Raw genomic sequence first — 16,081 nt, forward strand, 5'->3', positions numbered from 1 at the left:
GTCAGGCAGGTTGCTTCGGGGTGCCGAGCGAACGCAGCACGTCGCGAATGAGCTGCGCGCGGTCCTTCGGCTCGGGGGTCTGGCGCTCGATGCGCAGCTTGTCGTTGCCGGCCAGCTTGATGTGGCGGTTCTTCTGCACCAGCTCGATGATGCGCATCGCATCCACCGGCGGGTTGGGCCGGAAGCTGATCACCATCAGCGCCGGCGCCGCATCGATCTTCATCACGCCGTACGGCTTGGCCAGCACGCGCAGCCGGTGCACGTCGAACAGCGTCTGGCCCTGCGGCGGCAGCTTGCCGAAGCGGTCGGTGATTTCCTCGAGCATGGTGTCGATCTGCTCGGGCTTGTCGGCGGTGGCCAGGCGCTTGTACAGGCTCAGGCGGGTGTGCACGTCGCCGCAGTAGGCGTCGGGCAGCAGCGCCGGCGCATGCAGGTTGATCTCGGTGGTGGCCGACAACGGCGACAACAGGTCGGGCTCGCGGCCGGCCTTCAGCGAACGCACCGCTTCGCCCAGCATCTCGTTGTAGAGCTGGAAGCCGACCTCCATCATGTTGCCGCTCTGGTTGTCGCCCAGCACCTCGCCGGCGCCGCGGATCTCCAGGTCGTGCATCGCGAGGTAGAAGCCCGAGCCGAGCTCCTCCATGTTCTGGATCGCCTCCAGCCGCATCGCGGCCTGCTTGGTCAGGCCCTCGACCTCGGGCACCAGCAGGTAGGCATACGCCTGGTGGTGCGAGCGGCCGACGCGCCCGCGCAGCTGGTGCAGCTGCGCCAGGCCGAACTTGTCGGCGCGGCTGATCACGATGGTGTTCGCGCTCGGCACGTCGATGCCGGTCTCGATGATGGTGGAACACAGCAGCACGTTGTGTCGCTGCGCGACGAAATCGCGCATCACGTGCTCCAGCTGCCGCTCGGCCATCTGACCATGCGCGACCGCGATGCGCGCCTCGGGCAGCAGCTCCTGCAGCTTCTCGCGCCGGTTCTCGATCGTCTCGACCTCGTTGTGCAGGAAGTACACCTGCCCGCCACGCTTCAGCTCGCGCAGCACCGCTTCGCGGATGGTGCCGGTGCTCTCGTTGCGCACGAAGGTCTTGATCGCCAGCCGCCGCTGCGGCGCGGTCGCGATCACGCTCAGGTCGCGCAGGCCTTCGAGCGCCATGCCAAGCGTCCGCGGGATCGGCGTCGCGGTCAGCGTCAGCACGTCGACCTCGGCGCGCATCGCCTTGATCGCTTCCTTGTGACGCACGCCGAAGCGGTGTTCCTCGTCGATCACCAGCAGCCCCAGGCGCTTGAACTTGACGCTCTGGCTGATCAGCTTGTGGGTGCCGATCACGATGTCGACGGTGCCGTCCTCGATGCCTTCGAGCGCCGCCTTCACCTCCTTCGGCGAGCGGAAGCGCGACAGCTCGGCCACCTTCACCGGCCACTTGCCGAAGCGGTCGGAGATGTTCTGGAAATGCTGCTCGGCCAGCAGCGTGGTCGGCGCGAGGATCGCCACCTGCTTGCCGCCGGTGACGGCCACGAAGGCCGCGCGCAGCGCCACCTCGGTCTTGCCGAAGCCGACGTCGCCGCACACCAGCCGGTCCATCGGCTTCGGGCTGACCATGTCCTGGATCACCGCATGGATCGCGGCCTTCTGGTCGGGCGTTTCCTCGAAGCCGAAGCTCGCGGCAAAGGCCTCGTAGTCGTGCGGCGAGAAGCGGAACGCGAAGCCTTCGCGCGCCGCGCGGCGCGCGTACAGGTTCAGCAGCTCGGCCGCGGTGTCGCGCACCTGCTCGGCGGCCTTGCGCCTGGCCTTGTCCCACTGGCCGGAGCCGAGCCGGTGCAGCGGCGCCTCTTCGGCGCTGACGCCGGTGTAGCGGCTGATCAGGTGCAGCTGCGCGACCGGCACGTAGAGCGTGGCCTTGTCTGCGTATTCGAGGTGCAGGAACTCGCTCGGCCCCTCGCCCAGGTCGATGTTCATCAGCCCCACGTAGCGGCCGATGCCGTGGTTCACATGCACCACCGGGTCGCCGACCTTCAGCTCCGACAAGTCCTTGATCAGCGCGTTGACGTCGCTGACCTGCTCCTGCTTGCGCTTGCGCCGGCCGGTGGGCGAGGTGGCGAACAGCTCCGTCTCGGTGACGAACTGGATCGCCTTGCCGTGCTCGGTGTCGTGCCAGAAGAAGCCCTCGGCCAGCGGCGCGACCGCGATCGCGAAGCGCTCGTCGCCTTGCTCGAATTCCGCGAGGCCCTTGACCGACGGCGGCTCGATCCGGTTGTCGCGCAGCAGCTCGAGCAGGCTCTCGCGCCGGCCTTCGCTCTCGGCGACGATCAGCACCCGGTGCGCCGTGGTGCCGACATGCAGCTGCAGCTTCTTCAGCGGCTCCGGCGCGCCGCGGTCGACGCTCAGGTCGGGCAGCGGGCGCGCCCAGTCGGTCTCTTCCTTGCCGCGCACCGACAGCACCGGGTGCGCATTCACGATCGCGAAGAAGTCTTCGGCGCGCAGGAAGATGTCTTCCGGCGGGAGGATCGGCCGTTCCTTGTCGTGCTGGAGAAAGCGGTGCCGTTCGCGGGTGTCGACCCAGAAGCGCTTCAGTGCATCGTCGACCTCGCCGTGCAGCGCGATCGCGGCCTGCTCGCCGAGGTAGTCGAAGATGGTCGCGATGCTGTCGAAGAACAGCGGCAGGTAGTACTCGATGCCGGCGGTGGCGATGCCGCTGCCGATGTCCTTGTAGAGCCGCACCTTGGTCGGGTCGCCGTCCACCTTCTCGCGCCAGCGGGCGCGGAACGCGGTGCGCGAATCCTCGTCCATCGGGAATTCGCGGCCCGGCAGCAGCCGCACCTCGGGCACCGGAAACAAGCTGCGCTGGCTGTCGGGGTCGAAGGTACGGATGCTGTCGACCTCGTCGCCGAACAGGTCGACGCGATAGGGCACCAGCGAGCCCATCGGGAACAGGTCGATCAGCCCGCCGCGCACGGCGTACTCGCCGGGCGACACCACCTGGCTCACATGGGTGTAGCCGGCCAGGGTCAGCTGGGCCTTCAGCGCGGCTTCGTTGAGCTTTTCCTTCTGTTTGAAGTTGAAGGTGTAGGCCGCGAGGAAGCTGGGCGGCGCGAGGCGCACGAGCGCAGTCGATGCCGGCAGCAGCACCACGTCGACCTCGCCGCGCTGGATGCGCCACAGTGTGGCCAGCCGCTCGGAGATCAGGTCCTGGTGCGGCGAGAAGGTGTCGTAGGGCAGCGTTTCCCAGTCGGGGAACACCGCGATGCGCAGCTCGGGCGCGAAGAACGCGAGCTCGCCTTCGAGGCGCTGCGTGTCGGCCGGCTCGGCGCTGACGATCGCGGTGAGCTGCTTCTGGTCGGTGCGGGCCTGTGCGAAGCGGGCCAGCAGCAGCGCATCGGCCGAGCCGATCGGACGGGGCAGCGTGAAGCGTTTTCCGGGGGACAGGCTGGGCAGGTGCATGGACACAGGCAACACGGGCAGCGCGAGCGTGCGCGACAAAATCAAATCGCCCCGCGCGGCGTGGCGGCGGGGCGATCGAGCAGTGCCGATTATAGAATTCGCCCACTTTTTCGCGCCCCATGCCGACTTCATCTCCCTCCAGGTTGTTCGCCCTCGTGCCCTGCGCCGGTGTCGGCGAGCGTGCCGCGGCCAACGGGCCGAAGCAGTACGCAGCGCTGGCCGGTGCGAGCGTCGTCTCGCACACGCTGGCGGCGCTCGCGCAGGTGGCGCGGCTCGCGCAGGTGCTGGTGGTGCTGAGCCCTTCGGACAACGCGTTCGAATCGCACGCGCCGGCCTTCACCGGCTGGGCCGCGCGCGTCGGCGGCGACACCCGCGCGCAGACGGTGGCCAACGGCCTGGCCGAGCTGCTGGCACGCGGCGCGCACAGCGACGACTGGGTGCTGGTGCACGATGCCGCACGCTGCCTGGTGCGCCCCGAGTGGATCGACCGGCTGATCGACGTGTGCCTGCATGACGCCGTCGGCGGCCTGCTCGCGTTGCCGCTGGCCGACACGCTGAAGCACGAGGTGCAGGGCCGCAGCGAGGCGACGCTCGAGCGCCGCCACAAGTGGCAGGCGCAGACGCCGCAGATGTTCCGCATCGGCCGGCTGCGCGACGCGCTGGCGCATGCCGGCAGCGAGGTCACCGATGAAGCGAGCGCGATCGAGGCGCAGGGCCGCTCGCCGCTGCTGGTGCGCGGCGCGCTCGAGAACCTGAAGATCACCTACCCGGACGACTTCGCGTTGGCCGAACGACTGCTGAGGACGCGCTGATGAACCCGAACCGCAACAAGCCGCCGCAGATGCGCATCGGCGAAGGCTGGGACACGCACCAGCTGGTGGCCGACCGCAAGCTGGTGCTGGGCGGCGTCGAGATCCCGCACACGCACGGGCTGCTCGGCCATTCCGATGCCGACGCGCTGTGCCATGCGCTGACCGATGCGCTGTTCGGTGCCGCCGCGCTCGGCGACATCGGCAAGCATTTCCCCGACACCGACCCGCAGTTCCACGGCGCCGATTCGCTCGCGCTGCTGGCCGAGGCGGCGCGCCGCGTGCGACTGGCCGGCTGGGAGATCGCCAACGTCGACAGCACCATCGTCGCGCAGCAGCCGAAGATGGCGCCGCACATCCTGACGATGCGCCAGCGCGTGGCCGGCGCGCTCGGCCTCGACGTCGACCGCGTCAACGTGAAGGCCAAGACGGCCGAGAAGATGGGGCCGGTCGGCCGCCTCGAAGCCATCGAGGCCCGCGCCGTCTGCCTGCTGGTCAAGCCTTGAGTTCACAGCCCGGATGCCGATCCGGGACACGTCGCCGCCAGCACACCCACCCGAGCCCGCACACCATCAGTACCGCCACCGCCGGCTCCGGCACTGGCGTCACCAGGTACGCATGGCTGTTGAGCCCGGTGACGACGAACTGCCCGCGGTCGTTGATGTCGCTTGCATACAGGAACTCGCCGTAGAACGAAGGGTCGGTGTTGACGAACGACAGGGTGTTGACGTCGACCGGATCGCTGCCGTTCGGGCCGGTGATGTAGGCGTGCGCGTAGATGTTGGGCGTGAAGGTGAAGCTGCCCGCGATCTGGCCCAGGTTGTTGATTGCGTTGCCCCCTGCGTAGAACGCTTCTCGACCGCCGCCGTGGAACGTGGCCAGTTGCCCCAGCTCGATCTTCTTCACGGCACCGCTGGCTTCAGTGAGGTAGACACCGCCGTCCGGGCCATAGAAGCGCGCGGCACCGCTCAGCACCTGACCGCGGTCGTTGATGTCCGCAACGCCCGAGATCGTGTCGATGTTGTCGTAGTCGTAGCCGGGAACCTTCACCTCGGTCAGCGCCTGGTTGCTCGCGTCGGCCAGCGCACCGCGCGAGCGCACCGGCTCCGTCGGGTCGCCGCGCATGCGGTTCTCTGCGTTGACCGCCACCGTGCCGGCGGCATTGATGCCGTTGGCCGTCGAGGTCGCGCCGCCCAGCGTGCCGATCGGCTGGAGGGCGCCGGCGCCCGGCTTGGTGACGAATCCGCGCTGCAGCCCGTCGGCGTTGATGAAGCTGCCGGTAACCTGGCCGCCGGCATTGATCTTCGACGCAGTGCTGTTGCCTGCCGACCCGAGGCTGCGCGGCGTGGCGCCGGCGCCCGGCATCACGAAGGCGCGGGTGTCGTCCGGTGCATCGCCGTTGTCGGGGTTGATCGACGAGGTGCCGACGACCCAGCCCTGGTCGTTGATGGCGGTCGCCTTGTTCCAGCTGCCGCCCAGCGTCGGGATGCTGGTCAGGCCGATGCCGTTGGCGCCGGTCACGAAGGCCATGTAGGTGTCGTCGGACGACCAGCCGTTGTTGCCGCGCGCATAGGCATAGCCGACCACCTGGCCGCTGTTGTTCAGGCCGGTGGCGACCATGCCGATCCAGTCGCCGCCGAACCCGCCGAGGTCGGTCAGCAGGTACTCGCCGGCCTGCGCGAGCGGCGCGGTGGCCAGCAAGGCGCCGGAGGTGCCGAGTGCCGCCAGCAGGCGGCGCAGGCGGTGCTTCATCGTGTGCTTCACGTGTTCTCCTTTCGTGGGGACGGCTTCTGCCGCCAGGCCAGCAGGCCCAGGCCGGCCAGCAGCATCGAGACGACGGCCGGCTCGGGCACCGGCGAGATCAGGTAGACGTGGCGGTCCCCGGAGGTGACGAGGATTCGCCCGGCATCGTTGATCAGCAACGCAGCGTCGTAGTCCCAGTACGGCAGCGGCCCGGTGAGCCCGATGAAGGAGCTGGCATCCAGCAGCGTTGCGCCGTGGCCATCGGGTCCGGTGACGAACAGGCCCTCCGCGAGGGTGCCCTGGTGGTAGCGGCCGACCATCTGGCCCGCCGCATTCAGTCCGCCGGGCCAGACGTCGACAGACACCGGGAATTCGCCACCGCCAGGCCCGATGGGCAACTCCAGCAGCCGTCCGTTGCCGTCGGCGTCGGCGATGAATCCGGCGGGGTAGCTGTAGCCGGGTGCCGACAGTCCGCTCGTCTGCCCACGGTCATTGATGCCCCGGCCCCAGCTGGGTGCGGTCGGGTCCTGGCCGGTGATGGTGATTTGACGCATCGCCGTGCCGTTCGGTCCGGTGACGAACGCGCGCTCCGTGCCGTCCATGCCGGGGGATGCGCTGCTCATGCCGGTGACCTGCCCGGATGCATTGATGGCGGTCGGCGCGCTCGTGGCGGTGCTGCCTTGGTACAGGCTGCCGAGGTCGTGCAGGGTGCCCGCCTGCGCATCGCTGATGAAGCCGCGTCGAAGCCCCGCGGCGGTCGTGCTGGTGCCCACCACCTGGCCGCTGGCGTTGATCGCGGTCGCACTGCTGGACGTGCCACCCAGCGTGCCGAGGTCGCGAGCCGACGTGCCGTTCGGGCCGACCACGAACGCGCGCTCGGTGCCGCTGGCCGTCGACGAGGTGCCGACCACCCAGCCTGCATCGTTGATGCCGGTGGCCCGGTTCCATGCGCCACCGAGCGTCGGGAGGGCGCTCAGGCCGATGCCATTGGCGCCGCTGATCCAGGCGGTCTCGCCGGTCTCGCTCCACGACCCGTCCGCCGCCTGGGCGAGGTGCGTTTCAAAGCCCACCACCTGGCCGCTGTTGTTGAAGCCGGTGGCCTGCATCCAGCGCCATTCGCCCGCCCCTGGCGGTGGTCCCAGCGCCCCCAGGTCGAACAACGTGTACATGGCGGCGTTCGCCACCGCGGGCGCGCCGGCCAGGCCCGCTACGGCACACAGCGCAGCAAAGAAGCGCATCAGTGTCTTGCCCATGGTCGACTCCTTCCGTCAACCGTTGATGCTCGCGCGGCGGCGCCACACGAGCCAGCCGAGGCCGCACGCCATCATCAGCACCGCCGCCGGCTCGGGCACCGGCGTCACCAGGTAGGCATGGCCGTTGCTGCCGTTGGTGATGAACTGGCCCGAATCGTTGATGCCGGTGGCGTCGAAGAACATCCAGTCGCGCGCACCGGCCGCGAGGTTCGTGAAGCTCAGCGTGTTGACGTCGACGAGCCCGAAGCCGTTGGCGCCGCTGATGAACGCGTGGCTCATCATGTTGCTGGTGAAGTAGTAGCTGCCGACGACCTGGCCGAGGCGGTTGAGTCCCAGCGCCTGGCTCGTCAGCTGCCACGGGCCGGGCATCTCGAACGTGCCCATGTCGTGCAGGTTCAGCACGCGGCCGATGCCGTCGCGCCCGGCGATGAACGCCCGCCCGGCGTCGCCGACGAACGCGGACGAGCGGCCGACCACCGTGCCCTCCTCGTTGATCGCGTAGGCCACCGAATTGGTGTCGCGGTCCGTCATGTCGTAGCCGGCCACCGCGATGGGCATCATCACGTCGCCGGCGCGGCCGGTCATGAAGGCGCGTTCGCGCGGCGTGTCGACGCTGGTGTAGCTGCGGTACTCGGCGCTGCCGACCACCTGGCCTGCCTGGTTGACGCCGTGGGCGGTCGAGCTGGAACCGCCCAGCGTGCCGATGTCGTGCATCGCTCCGCCGTTCGCATCGGTCAGGTAGGCGCGCTGCGTGCTGGCCGGGCTGGTGTAGGCACCGACGATGCGGCCGTCGGCGCTGATGCCGTTCGCGGTGCTCGGGCCGGCCAGCGTGCCGAGGCTGCGCGGCGCTGCACCGGCGCCTTCCATCGCGAAGCCGCGGGTGTCGCCGCCCGGTGTCGAGGTGGTGGTGGCCGAGGTGCCGACGACCCAGCCGTTGTCGTTGATGCCGGTCGCCTTGTTCCAGCTGCCGCCGAGCGTCGGGATCGCCGCCATGCCGTGGCCGTCGGCGCCGGTGACGAAGGCCTGGTACTGGTCGCTGAACGAGGTGCCGTTGGTGCCGTCGTTGAAGGCATAGCCGACCACCTGTCCGCTGGCGTTGATGCCGGTCGCGTAGGTGTTGCTCCAGCCGCTGCCGAGCAGGCCGAGGTCGGTGAGGCTGTACTCGGTGGCGTGGGCGGGGGCGAGGGCGCCGGACAGGCAGGCGCTGGTGCCCAGCGCCGCGAGGACGCGTGCGATGCGAGTCTTCATGGTGTTCCCCTGGGATGCGACGACGGCCGTCGACGCAGCTTTTGTACGGCTGCCGTGTGACGTTTGATGTCGTTTTCACACACACCCGCGAGAAGCGCAGGGGCATGCGGCCGCCATCCGTCGGATGGGCCGCGCGCGGGCGGTCAGAAGCTCAGCAGGTCGATGGTCGGCGGCACGCGAAAGCGCACCGGCAGCTTGTCGATGCCGACGCCGGGGGTGACGAACACGCGCGCGTTCTTCATCTCGTACAGGCCCTGGCGGAACGCGCCGTCGGTGGCATGCGCCAGCAGGTGCGCCGTGAAGACCGGGATGTCGATCTGCCCGCCGTGCGTGTGGCCGGCCAGCAGCAGCGCGGCCTCGTCGGGTTCGAGGTCGAACACCGTGTCGGGGTTGTGCGTCAGCATCACGCGGTGCGCGCGGTCGACGCGCCAGGGCTCGCGGCGCGATTCGGCGAGGTCGCGCTCGGCCGAACCGGCGCTGCGGTCGCCGAGGCCTTGCAGCTCGCAGCGGCCGAGCGGCACGCGCCGGCCGTCGATCGGCTCGACATGCGCGGCCGCCAGCGCCTGCTGCAGCGCATCGCGCAGCGGCGGGCCGGGCCGCTGCTCGTCGTGGTTGCCCAGTACCGACAGCGTGCGGTGGCGCAGCCCGGCCAGCGGCGCGAAGGTGCTGCGCAGGTCGTGGTCCGGCTCGAAGGTCCAGTCGCCGGCCACCAGCACCGCGTCGACCTGCAGCGTGTTGAGGCGGTCGACCAGGCGCTGCAGGTCGGGTTCGCGCACGAACAGGCCGACGTGCAGGTCGGAGATCAGCGCGACCCGCACGCCGCAGGCGGTGCCGAGCGTGGTCTCGCGCACCTGCAGCGCGTTCGGTTCGATGAAGCGGGCCCAGGTGAAGCAGCCGCACAGCGCGACGGCGATGGCCCCGGCCAGGGTGGCGGCGACACGGCGGCGGCGCGCAGTGCGCCAGGTCTCGCGCACGAGCAGCAGCAGGGCCGGCCACAGCAGCCACGAGAACCAGTAGATCGCGAGCTTGGCGATCACGCGATGGCGGTCGCCTTCTTCGTACCATGCGCCCCGGAAGTCGTGCGCCACCAGTGCGCCGAACAGCACGACGATGGCGACGCCCGACAGCACGCGCCACCCGCGGCTGCCGGCGCGGGCGATCGGGAATCCGAGCTTCATGGCGCGCGCTTCAGCCTGACGTGCGCGACGAGGCCGCCGTCGGACGCATTCGACAGCTCGAAGTTGCCGCCCATGCGCTGCACCGCCTTCTCGACGATGGCCAGGCCCAGGCCGGCGCCGGTGGCGGCGGTGCGCGCGGCATCGCCGCGGAAGAACGGGGTGGTGAGCTGCTTCAATTTGTCGTGCGAGACGCCGGGTCCGTGGTCGCGAACGCTCAGGATCACCCACGGGCCGGTGCGCGCGTAGCTGACATGCACGCGGGCAACGCCAGAGTCGGTGGAGCGGCCGTAGCGGCGTGCATTCTCGAACAGGTTCTGGAACACGCGGCCGAGCTCGATCTCGTCGGCCATCACCTTGGTGTCGATCGCCACCCGCGAGACGATGCGGATCTGGCTCGGGTCGCGGAAGCCCTGCATCTCGCGCTCGACCAGGCTGCTGACGTGCACCGGTACCAGCTTGGTCTCGCCGGGGCGGGCGTAGTCCATGAACTTGTCGATGATGGCGTCGAGCTGGTCGATGTCGAGCGCCATGTTGCGCTTGGCTTCTTCATCGTGCACGCTCATCTCGGCCTCGAGCCGCAGCCGGGCGAGCGGGGTGCGCAGGTCGTGCGAGATGCCGGCGAGCATCACCGCGCGGTCTTCTTCGACCTTGGCGAGTTCGCGGGCCATGCGGTTGAAGCCCATGTTGACCTGGCGGATCTCGCTGGTCAGCGTGTTCTCGTCGAGCTGCGATTCGTATTCGCCATCGCGGATGCGGCTGGCGGCGAACGACAGGTCGCGCAGCGGCTGGTTGATCAGCCGGGCGATCGCGGCCGAGCCGACCACGGTGGCCAGCAGCGCGATGCTGACCCACAGCAGCCAGGTGCTGCCGGCCAGCGGGCGCACGCGGGTCGGGTCGGCCTGCAGCCAGTACGGATCCTTCTCGATCGAGAAGCCGACCCACAGGCCGCCGTTGCCGTTGACCGAGGTCGCGACGATGGTGTCCGGGCCGAGGCGGGTGCGCAGTTCCTGGCCGATCGCGCGCGAGAAGCGGTCGACCTCGAAGGCCTCCCACTTATCGCCCGGCTCGCGCGGCAGCACGCGCACCGCTTCCTGGTCGGACATGGTCTTGACCAGCGTGACGCGGTTGATGCCGTCGGCATAGCGCAGCGCGGCGCGCGACAGGTTCACCAGGCTCGCGATCTGCTGCGCCGCCTGGACTGCGCGCGGCTCGAATTCGAGCGCGCGGAAGGTCTGCACCCACGCGAAGATGCCGCCGGTCAGCAGCACGGCCAGCAGAAAGAAGGTGCGCCAGAAAAGGCTCAGCGCTACCGCGTTGCGCGCCATCCGGCGTCAGGCGGTGCCGTCTGGAACGAACACGTAGCCGACGCCCCAGACGGTCTGGATGTAGCGGGGTTGTGCGGGGTCCGGCTCGATCATCTTGCGCAGGCGCGAGATCTGCACGTCGAGGCTGCGGTCGAAGGGCTCGAACTCGCGGCCGCGGGCCAGCTGGGCCAGCTTGTCGCGCGACAGCGGCTGGCGCGGGTGGCGCACCAGCGCCTTCAGCATCGAGAACTCGCCGGTGGTGAGCGCGATCTGCTCGCCGTCCTTCGACAGGCGGCGCAACGCCAGGTCGAACTCGAACGGGCCGAAGGTGACGGTCTGCGCGTCCTTCGCCGGGGCGCCCGGGGCTTCCATCGCGGGGCGGCGGCGCAGCACCGCATGGATGCGGGCCAGCAGTTCGCGCGGGTTGAACGGCTTCGGCAGGTAGTCGTCGGCACCGACCTCCAGGCCGACGATGCGGTCGACGTCTTCGACCTTGGCGGTCAGCATGATGATCGGCGTCACGTCGCTCGCGGCCCGCAGCCGGCGGCAGATCGACAGGCCGTCTTCGCCCGGCAACATCAGGTCCAGCACGATCAGGTCGACCGTCTCGCGAGTCAGCACGCGGTTCAAGGCCTTCGCGTCTTCCGCCAGCAGGACTTCAAAGCCTTCCTGGGTCAGATAGCGGCGGAGCAGGTCGCGGATCCGGGCATCGTCATCGACCACGACGACACGGTCGGGACGGGCAGTGGCAGTGGGCGTCATCGACGGCTCCGTTGATTTGTAACAGCCGAGATTGTGCGCAGGTTCGGCCGGGGATTTCGAGCGCCGGGACCATCTGTTACAAATCTTGCGACACGCCTTTTCCGGTTTGGCAAGTGAAGGTTTGTGAAGGGCGGCAAGAGTTGTCGGCGAAGCGCGCGGCCGGTTCGTTGGGGCCACACTGCCCTCGGAGACACGCATGACGTTGAACGAAAGCGATGCCCGCCACCTGCTGACCCGCACCGGCTTCGCGCCGTCGCCGCAGCAGCTCGCCCCGTGGGTCGGCCTGGGTGCCGAAGCCGCGGTGGACCGGCTGATCGATGCGGCGCGCGCGGCCCGCTTCATGCACCCGCCGCCCGACTTCACCCGCGAGCCGATCCGCACGCCGCTCGGCCAGCTGCCCGACGACGATGCGCGCAAGGCCGCGCGGCAGCAGGCGCGGCGCGACACGCTCGACCTCGCGGCCTGGTGGCTGCAGGAGATGCGCGACACGCCGGCGCCGCTGGCCGAGCGCATGGTGCTGTTCTGGCACAACCACTTCGCGACCTCGGTGCAGAAGGTGCAGAACCCGCAGGGCATGTTCATCCAGCAGCAGTTGTTTCGCACGCATGCGCTCGGGTCCTTCGCCGAGCTGCTGCACGGCATCGCGCGCGATCCGGCGATGCTGATCTACCTCGACGGCGCGGCCAACAAGGCGCAGGCGCCGAACGAGAACTTCGCGCGCGAGGTGATGGAGCTGTTCACGCTCGGCGAAGGGCAGTACCGCGAGCAGGACATCAAGGAAGCCGCGCGCGCCTTTTCGGGCTGGACCGTCGACCGCGCCGACTGGAGCGCCCGTCTGCGCCCGCGGCTGCACGACGGCGGCGGCAAGACGCTGCTCGGCCGCAGCGCTGCCTTCGACACCGACGGCGCGCTCGACCAGATGCTCGCGCAGCCGGCGGCGGCGCGCTTCATCGCCGGCAAGCTGTGGCGCGAGTTCGTCTCGCCGGTGCCGGAGGCGGCGGCGCTCGATCGCGTCGCGGCCCGGCTGCGCGGCAGCGGCTGGCGCATCGATGCGGCGCTGCGCGAGCTGCTGCTGAGCGATGCGTTCTGGGCGCCGTCCGCGCGCGCGGCGCTGATCAAGTCGCCGGTCGAGCTGACGGTCGGCACGCTGCGCCAGTTCGACGTGCAGCTCGATTCGATGCTGCCGATCGCCCGCGCCGGCGCGAAGCTCGGGCAGAGCCTGTTCGTGCCGCCGAACGTGAAGGGCTGGCCGGGCTATACCGACTGGATCGACAGCACGACGCTGCTCGAGCGCAAGCGCTTCACCGAGCGGCTGTTCCGTGGCGTCGAGATGGGTGGCATGGAAAAGGGCGCAGGCGGATTGCACTTCGATGCGGATGCCTGGCTGACGCAGTTCGGCGCGCATGCCGACCGCGAGCCGGATGCGGCGACGAAGACGCGCATCGAGATGGCGGTGCTGGCCGCGCCGCCGGTCAATCCGCTGCCGGCCGGCACGGTCGGGCTGTCGATGCTGCGGGCGCTGAGCCTGGACCCTGCGTTTCAACTGAAGTGACCCGGAGGCAGCGATGCAATCCACCCGCCGAGAATTCATGCGCCTGTCGGGCGCGGTCGCTGCGTGCAGCGGCCTCGCGCTGCCGGGCATCCCGGGCGCCGCGTGGGCGCAGGGCCCCAACGGCCTGCTGCAGCCGGCCGCATCGGCCGCCGACCGCGTGCTGGTGCTGGTCGAGCTGAAGGGCGGCAACGACGGGCTCAACACCGTCGTGCCGTATGCCGACCCGGCCTATGCGGCGCTGCGGCCGACGCTCGCGCTGCCGGCCGCCGACCTGCTGCGGCTCGACGGCGCGCTCGGGCTGCACCCGTCGCTCGCGCCGCTGCTGCCGCTGTGGGAGAAGCGCGAGCTCGCGCTGCTGCTCGGCCTCGGCTACCCGCAGCCCAACCTGTCGCACTTCCGCTCGATCGAGATCTGGGACACCGCGTCGGCGTCGCGGGAGTACCTCGACGAAGGCTGGGTTGCGCGCGCCTTCGATGCCGGGCTGCGCGAACGCGGCCGCTTCACCGCCGAGGGCGTCGCGGTCGGCACCGCCGGGCTCGGCGCGCTGAGCGGCGCGCGCGCGGTGTCGCTGACCAGCGCCGAGGCCTTCGTCAACGAGTCGCGGCTGGCGCGGCCGGCGGCGCTGCAGGGCAACGCGGCGCTCGCGCATGTGCTGAAGGTCGAGGCCGGCGTGCTGCAGGCGGCCGAGGGCCTGCGCAACCCGGGCGTGCCGCCGTTGCGCACCGAGTTCCCGGCGCACGGCTTCGGCCAGGCGGTGCGCGCCTGCTGCGCGATCGTCGCCGGCCAGGCCGGGCGCGGCGGCGTGCCGGTGTTCCACCTGACGCACGGCAGCTTCGACACGCACCGCGGCCAGTTGCCGACGCATGCCGCGTTGCTGAAGCAGCTTGCCGAGGGGCTGGCCGCGTTGCGCGAAGGGCTGGTCGAGGCCGGCGCGTGGGACCGCACGCTGGTGCTGACCTATTCGGAGTTCGGCCGCCGCGCGCGCCAGAACCAGAGCGGCGGCACCGACCACGGCACCGCCGCGCCGCACTTCGCGCTGGGCGGCGCGGTGCGCGGCGGCGTGGTCGGCCGCATGCCCGACCTGCAGCGGCTCGACGAGGGCCAGAACCTGGTGCACACGGCCGATTTCCGGCAGGTCTATGCGACCATCGCGCAGCGCTGGTGGGGTGTCGACGCGCAGGCGGTGCTGAACGGGCGCTTCGAGGCGCTGCCGTTCATCGCGGCCTGAACGACGACACGCCGACGGCGTGCCACTCACAAGGAGGATCCATGACGATTCAATCGAAGCTCTCGCCCCTGGCCGCCGTTGCGGCCTTTGCTGCCGCGCTGGCGGCCGAACCCGCGCTCGCCAACGAGCCGCCGCTGCAGAACGTGGTGAGCCTGTCGGCCAGCGCCACCGTCGAGGTCAACAAGGACTTGTTGAACGTGACGCTCAGCACCACCCGCGAGGGCACCGATGCCGGCGCCGTGCAGGCGCAACTGAAGCAGGCGCTCGACGCCGCGCTGGCCGAGGCCAAGCGCGTCGCGAAGCCGGGCGACATCGAGGTGCACACCGGCAACTTCTCGCTCTTTCCGCGCTACAGCCAGAAGGGTGGCATCAATGGCTGGCAGGGCACGGCCGAGCTGGTGGTCGAGGGCAAGGACATCCCCGGCATCGCCGCGCTGACCGCGAAGATCAGCACGCTGACGATCGCGCGCGTCGGCAGCAACCTGTCGCGCGAGCAGCGCGAGAAGGTCGAGGCCGACGTCGCTGCGCAGGCCATCGCCCGCTACCGCGCAAAGGCGGCCGAGTACGCGAAACAGTTCGGTTTCAGCAGCTACGTGCTGCGCGAGGTCAACATCGGCAGCAACGAGCCGGTGATGTACGCCGCCGCGCCGATGGCCCGCATGAAGACGATGGGCGCGGCCGACGAGTCGCTGCCGGTCGAGCTGGGCAAGGGCAGCGTGACGGTCAGCGTCAACGGCTCGGTGCAGATGACGAAGTGATCACTGGGCCGTCCAGCCGCCGTCGACCGCCCAGGCCACCCCGCGCACGTTGTCGGCGGCGGCCGAGCACAGGAAGACCGCCAGGTCGCCCAGCTGCTGCGGCGTGACGAACTGCAGCGACGGCTGCTTCTCGCCGAGCAGCTCGCGCGAGGCCTGCTCCACCGGGATGCCCTCGCGGGCGGCGCGGTCGTCGATCTGCTTCTGCACCAGCGGCGTCAGCACCCAGCCGGGGCAGATCGCATTCGACGTGATGCCGGTCTGCGCGGTCTCCAGCGCGATCGACTTCGTGAAGCCGACGATGCCGTGCTTGGCCGCCACGTAGGCCGACTTCTGCGCCGACGCGACCAGCCCGTGCGCCGACGCGATGTTGACGATGCGGCCCCAGTTGCGCGCCCGCATGCCGGGGATCGCGAGCCGCGTGGTGTGGAAGGCCGAGCTCAGGTTGATCGCGATGATCGCGTCCCACTTCGCCGCGGGAAACTCCTCGACCGCGGCCACGTGCTGGATGCCGGCGTTGTTGACCAGGATGTCGACGCCGCCGAACTCGGCCTGCGCATAGGCCATCATCGCCTCGATCTCGGCCGGCTTGCTCATGTCGGCCCCGTGGTAGCCGGCCTTCACGCCCAGCGCGGCCACCTCGGCGCGCGCCGCCTCGAATTCGCCGAAACCATTGAGCACCACGTTGGCGCCCTGGCGCGCCAGGCACAGCGCGATGCCGTGGCCGATGCCGCTGGTGGAGCCGGTGACGAGGGCGGTTTTTCCTTTGAGCACGGTGGGGACCTCCAGGTTGATACAGTCCATTAT

The 16,081-nt window shown here is 70.0% G+C and carries 13 protein-coding genes; 5 read left to right on the forward strand and 8 right to left on the reverse strand.

Going from position 1 to position 16,081, the window contains the following annotated elements:
* Window position 1: 1 nt before the first annotated feature.
* The gene (mfd, locus tag FHT26_RS20470; RefSeq protein WP_490362802.1) at window positions 2-3,574 is read right to left on the reverse strand and encodes a transcription-repair coupling factor; all 3,573 of its coding nucleotides are present in this window, start codon (window positions 3,572-3,574) and stop codon (window positions 2-4) included.
* Between mfd and ispD the strand changes: the two genes are divergently transcribed.
* Window positions 3,562-4,254, forward strand: a complete 693-nt coding sequence (ispD, locus tag FHT26_RS20475; RefSeq protein ID WP_168561945.1) for a 2-C-methyl-D-erythritol 4-phosphate cytidylyltransferase — start codon at window positions 3,562-3,564, stop codon at window positions 4,252-4,254. The two genes, mfd and ispD, sit on opposite strands and share 13 nt — an antisense overlap.
* Window positions 4,254-4,757 (forward strand): 2-C-methyl-D-erythritol 2,4-cyclodiphosphate synthase, encoded by a 504-nt coding sequence (gene ispF, locus FHT26_RS20480; RefSeq protein WP_246868016.1) that lies wholly within the window; start codon window positions 4,254-4,256, stop codon window positions 4,755-4,757. The genes ispD and ispF overlap by 1 nt, the downstream gene beginning before the upstream one ends.
* Here ispF and FHT26_RS20485 read toward each other — a convergent pair.
* The 6 genes from FHT26_RS20485 to ompR form a co-directional block, all read right to left on the reverse strand.
* The gene (locus FHT26_RS20485) at window positions 4,747-6,015 is read right to left on the reverse strand and encodes a hypothetical protein (RefSeq protein WP_168561946.1); all 1,269 of its coding nucleotides are present in this window, start codon (window positions 6,013-6,015) and stop codon (window positions 4,747-4,749) included. The genes ispF and FHT26_RS20485 overlap by 11 nt on opposite strands.
* Complete coding sequence (locus FHT26_RS20490) at window positions 6,012-7,247, reverse strand: HAF repeat-containing PEP-CTERM protein (RefSeq protein WP_168561947.1); 1,236 nt, start codon at window positions 7,245-7,247, stop codon at window positions 6,012-6,014. Before FHT26_RS20490 ends, FHT26_RS20485 begins: the two co-directional genes overlap by 4 nt.
* Window positions 7,248-7,262: 15 nt before the next feature.
* A complete protein-coding gene (locus FHT26_RS20495) occupies window positions 7,263-8,495 on the reverse strand; it encodes an HAF repeat-containing PEP-CTERM protein (protein WP_168562013.1) in 1,233 nt (410 codons plus the stop codon).
* A gap of 143 nt (window positions 8,496-8,638) precedes the next feature.
* Entirely contained in the window at window positions 8,639-9,673 is a 1,035-nt protein-coding gene (locus FHT26_RS20500; protein WP_168561948.1) for a metallophosphoesterase, read from the reverse strand.
* Window positions 9,670-10,998 (reverse strand): ATP-binding protein, encoded by a 1,329-nt coding sequence (locus tag FHT26_RS20505; RefSeq protein ID WP_056814584.1) that lies wholly within the window; start codon window positions 10,996-10,998, stop codon window positions 9,670-9,672. The genes FHT26_RS20500 and FHT26_RS20505 overlap by 4 nt, the downstream gene beginning before the upstream one ends.
* A gap of 6 nt (window positions 10,999-11,004) precedes the next feature.
* Window positions 11,005-11,739, reverse strand: coding sequence for an osmolarity response regulator transcription factor OmpR (gene ompR / locus FHT26_RS20510; RefSeq protein ID WP_047512077.1), 735 nt, complete (start codon window positions 11,737-11,739; stop codon window positions 11,005-11,007).
* Between the two features lie 196 nt (window positions 11,740-11,935).
* On the opposite strand from ompR, the gene FHT26_RS20515 reads away from it, so the two are divergent.
* Genes FHT26_RS20515 through FHT26_RS20525 form a run of 3 tightly spaced genes read left to right on the forward strand, consistent with a single transcriptional unit; the run spans window position 11,936 to window position 15,277 of the window.
* Entirely contained in the window at window positions 11,936-13,291 is a 1,356-nt protein-coding gene (locus FHT26_RS20515) for a DUF1800 domain-containing protein (RefSeq protein WP_168561949.1), read from the forward strand.
* Window positions 13,292-13,304: 13 nt separating this feature from the next.
* Complete coding sequence (locus FHT26_RS20520; RefSeq protein WP_168561950.1) at window positions 13,305-14,519, forward strand: DUF1501 domain-containing protein; 1,215 nt, start codon at window positions 13,305-13,307, stop codon at window positions 14,517-14,519.
* Between the two features lie 41 nt (window positions 14,520-14,560).
* Window positions 14,561-15,277: an SIMPL domain-containing protein gene (locus FHT26_RS20525; protein WP_168561951.1), complete on the forward strand. Its 717-nt coding sequence runs from the start codon at window positions 14,561-14,563 to the stop codon at window positions 15,275-15,277.
* Here FHT26_RS20525 and FHT26_RS20530 read toward each other — a convergent pair whose 3' ends face one another.
* Window positions 15,278-16,078 (reverse strand): 3-hydroxybutyrate dehydrogenase, encoded by an 801-nt coding sequence (locus tag FHT26_RS20530; protein ID WP_210427505.1) that lies wholly within the window; start codon window positions 16,076-16,078, stop codon window positions 15,278-15,280.
* Window positions 16,079-16,081 lie beyond the last annotated feature (3 nt).

The organism is Rhizobacter sp. SG703 (assembly GCF_012275445.1).
In the GTDB taxonomy this organism is placed as follows: Bacteria; Pseudomonadota; Gammaproteobacteria; order Burkholderiales; family Burkholderiaceae_C; genus Rhizobacter.

Coding starts and splice junctions, on each gene's coding strand:
- ompR (WP_047512077.1), bottom strand. CDS start 11,739: ATGACGCCCACTGCCACTGCCCGTCCCGACCGTGTCGTCGTGGTCGAT.
- FHT26_RS20505 (WP_056814584.1), bottom strand. CDS start 10,998: ATGGCGCGCAACGCGGTAGCGCTGAGCCTTTTCTGGCGCACCTTCTTT.
- ispD (WP_168561945.1), top strand. CDS start 3,562: ATGCCGACTTCATCTCCCTCCAGGTTGTTCGCCCTCGTGCCCTGCGCC.
- FHT26_RS20495 (WP_168562013.1), bottom strand. CDS start 8,495: ATGAAGACTCGCATCGCACGCGTCCTCGCGGCGCTGGGCACCAGCGCC.
- FHT26_RS20530 (WP_210427505.1), bottom strand. CDS start 16,078: ATGGACTGTATCAACCTGGAGGTCCCCACCGTGCTCAAAGGAAAAACC.
- FHT26_RS20520 (WP_168561950.1), top strand. CDS start 13,305: ATGCAATCCACCCGCCGAGAATTCATGCGCCTGTCGGGCGCGGTCGCT.
- ispF (WP_246868016.1), top strand. CDS start 4,254: ATGAACCCGAACCGCAACAAGCCGCCGCAGATGCGCATCGGCGAAGGC.
- FHT26_RS20525 (WP_168561951.1), top strand. CDS start 14,561: ATGACGATTCAATCGAAGCTCTCGCCCCTGGCCGCCGTTGCGGCCTTT.
- FHT26_RS20500 (WP_168561948.1), bottom strand. CDS start 9,673: ATGAAGCTCGGATTCCCGATCGCCCGCGCCGGCAGCCGCGGGTGGCGC.
- FHT26_RS20515 (WP_168561949.1), top strand. CDS start 11,936: ATGACGTTGAACGAAAGCGATGCCCGCCACCTGCTGACCCGCACCGGC.
- mfd (WP_490362802.1), bottom strand. CDS start 3,574: ATGAAGTCGGCATGGGGCGCGAAAAAGTGGGCGAATTCTATAATCGGC.
- FHT26_RS20490 (WP_168561947.1), bottom strand. CDS start 7,247: ATGGGCAAGACACTGATGCGCTTCTTTGCTGCGCTGTGTGCCGTAGCG.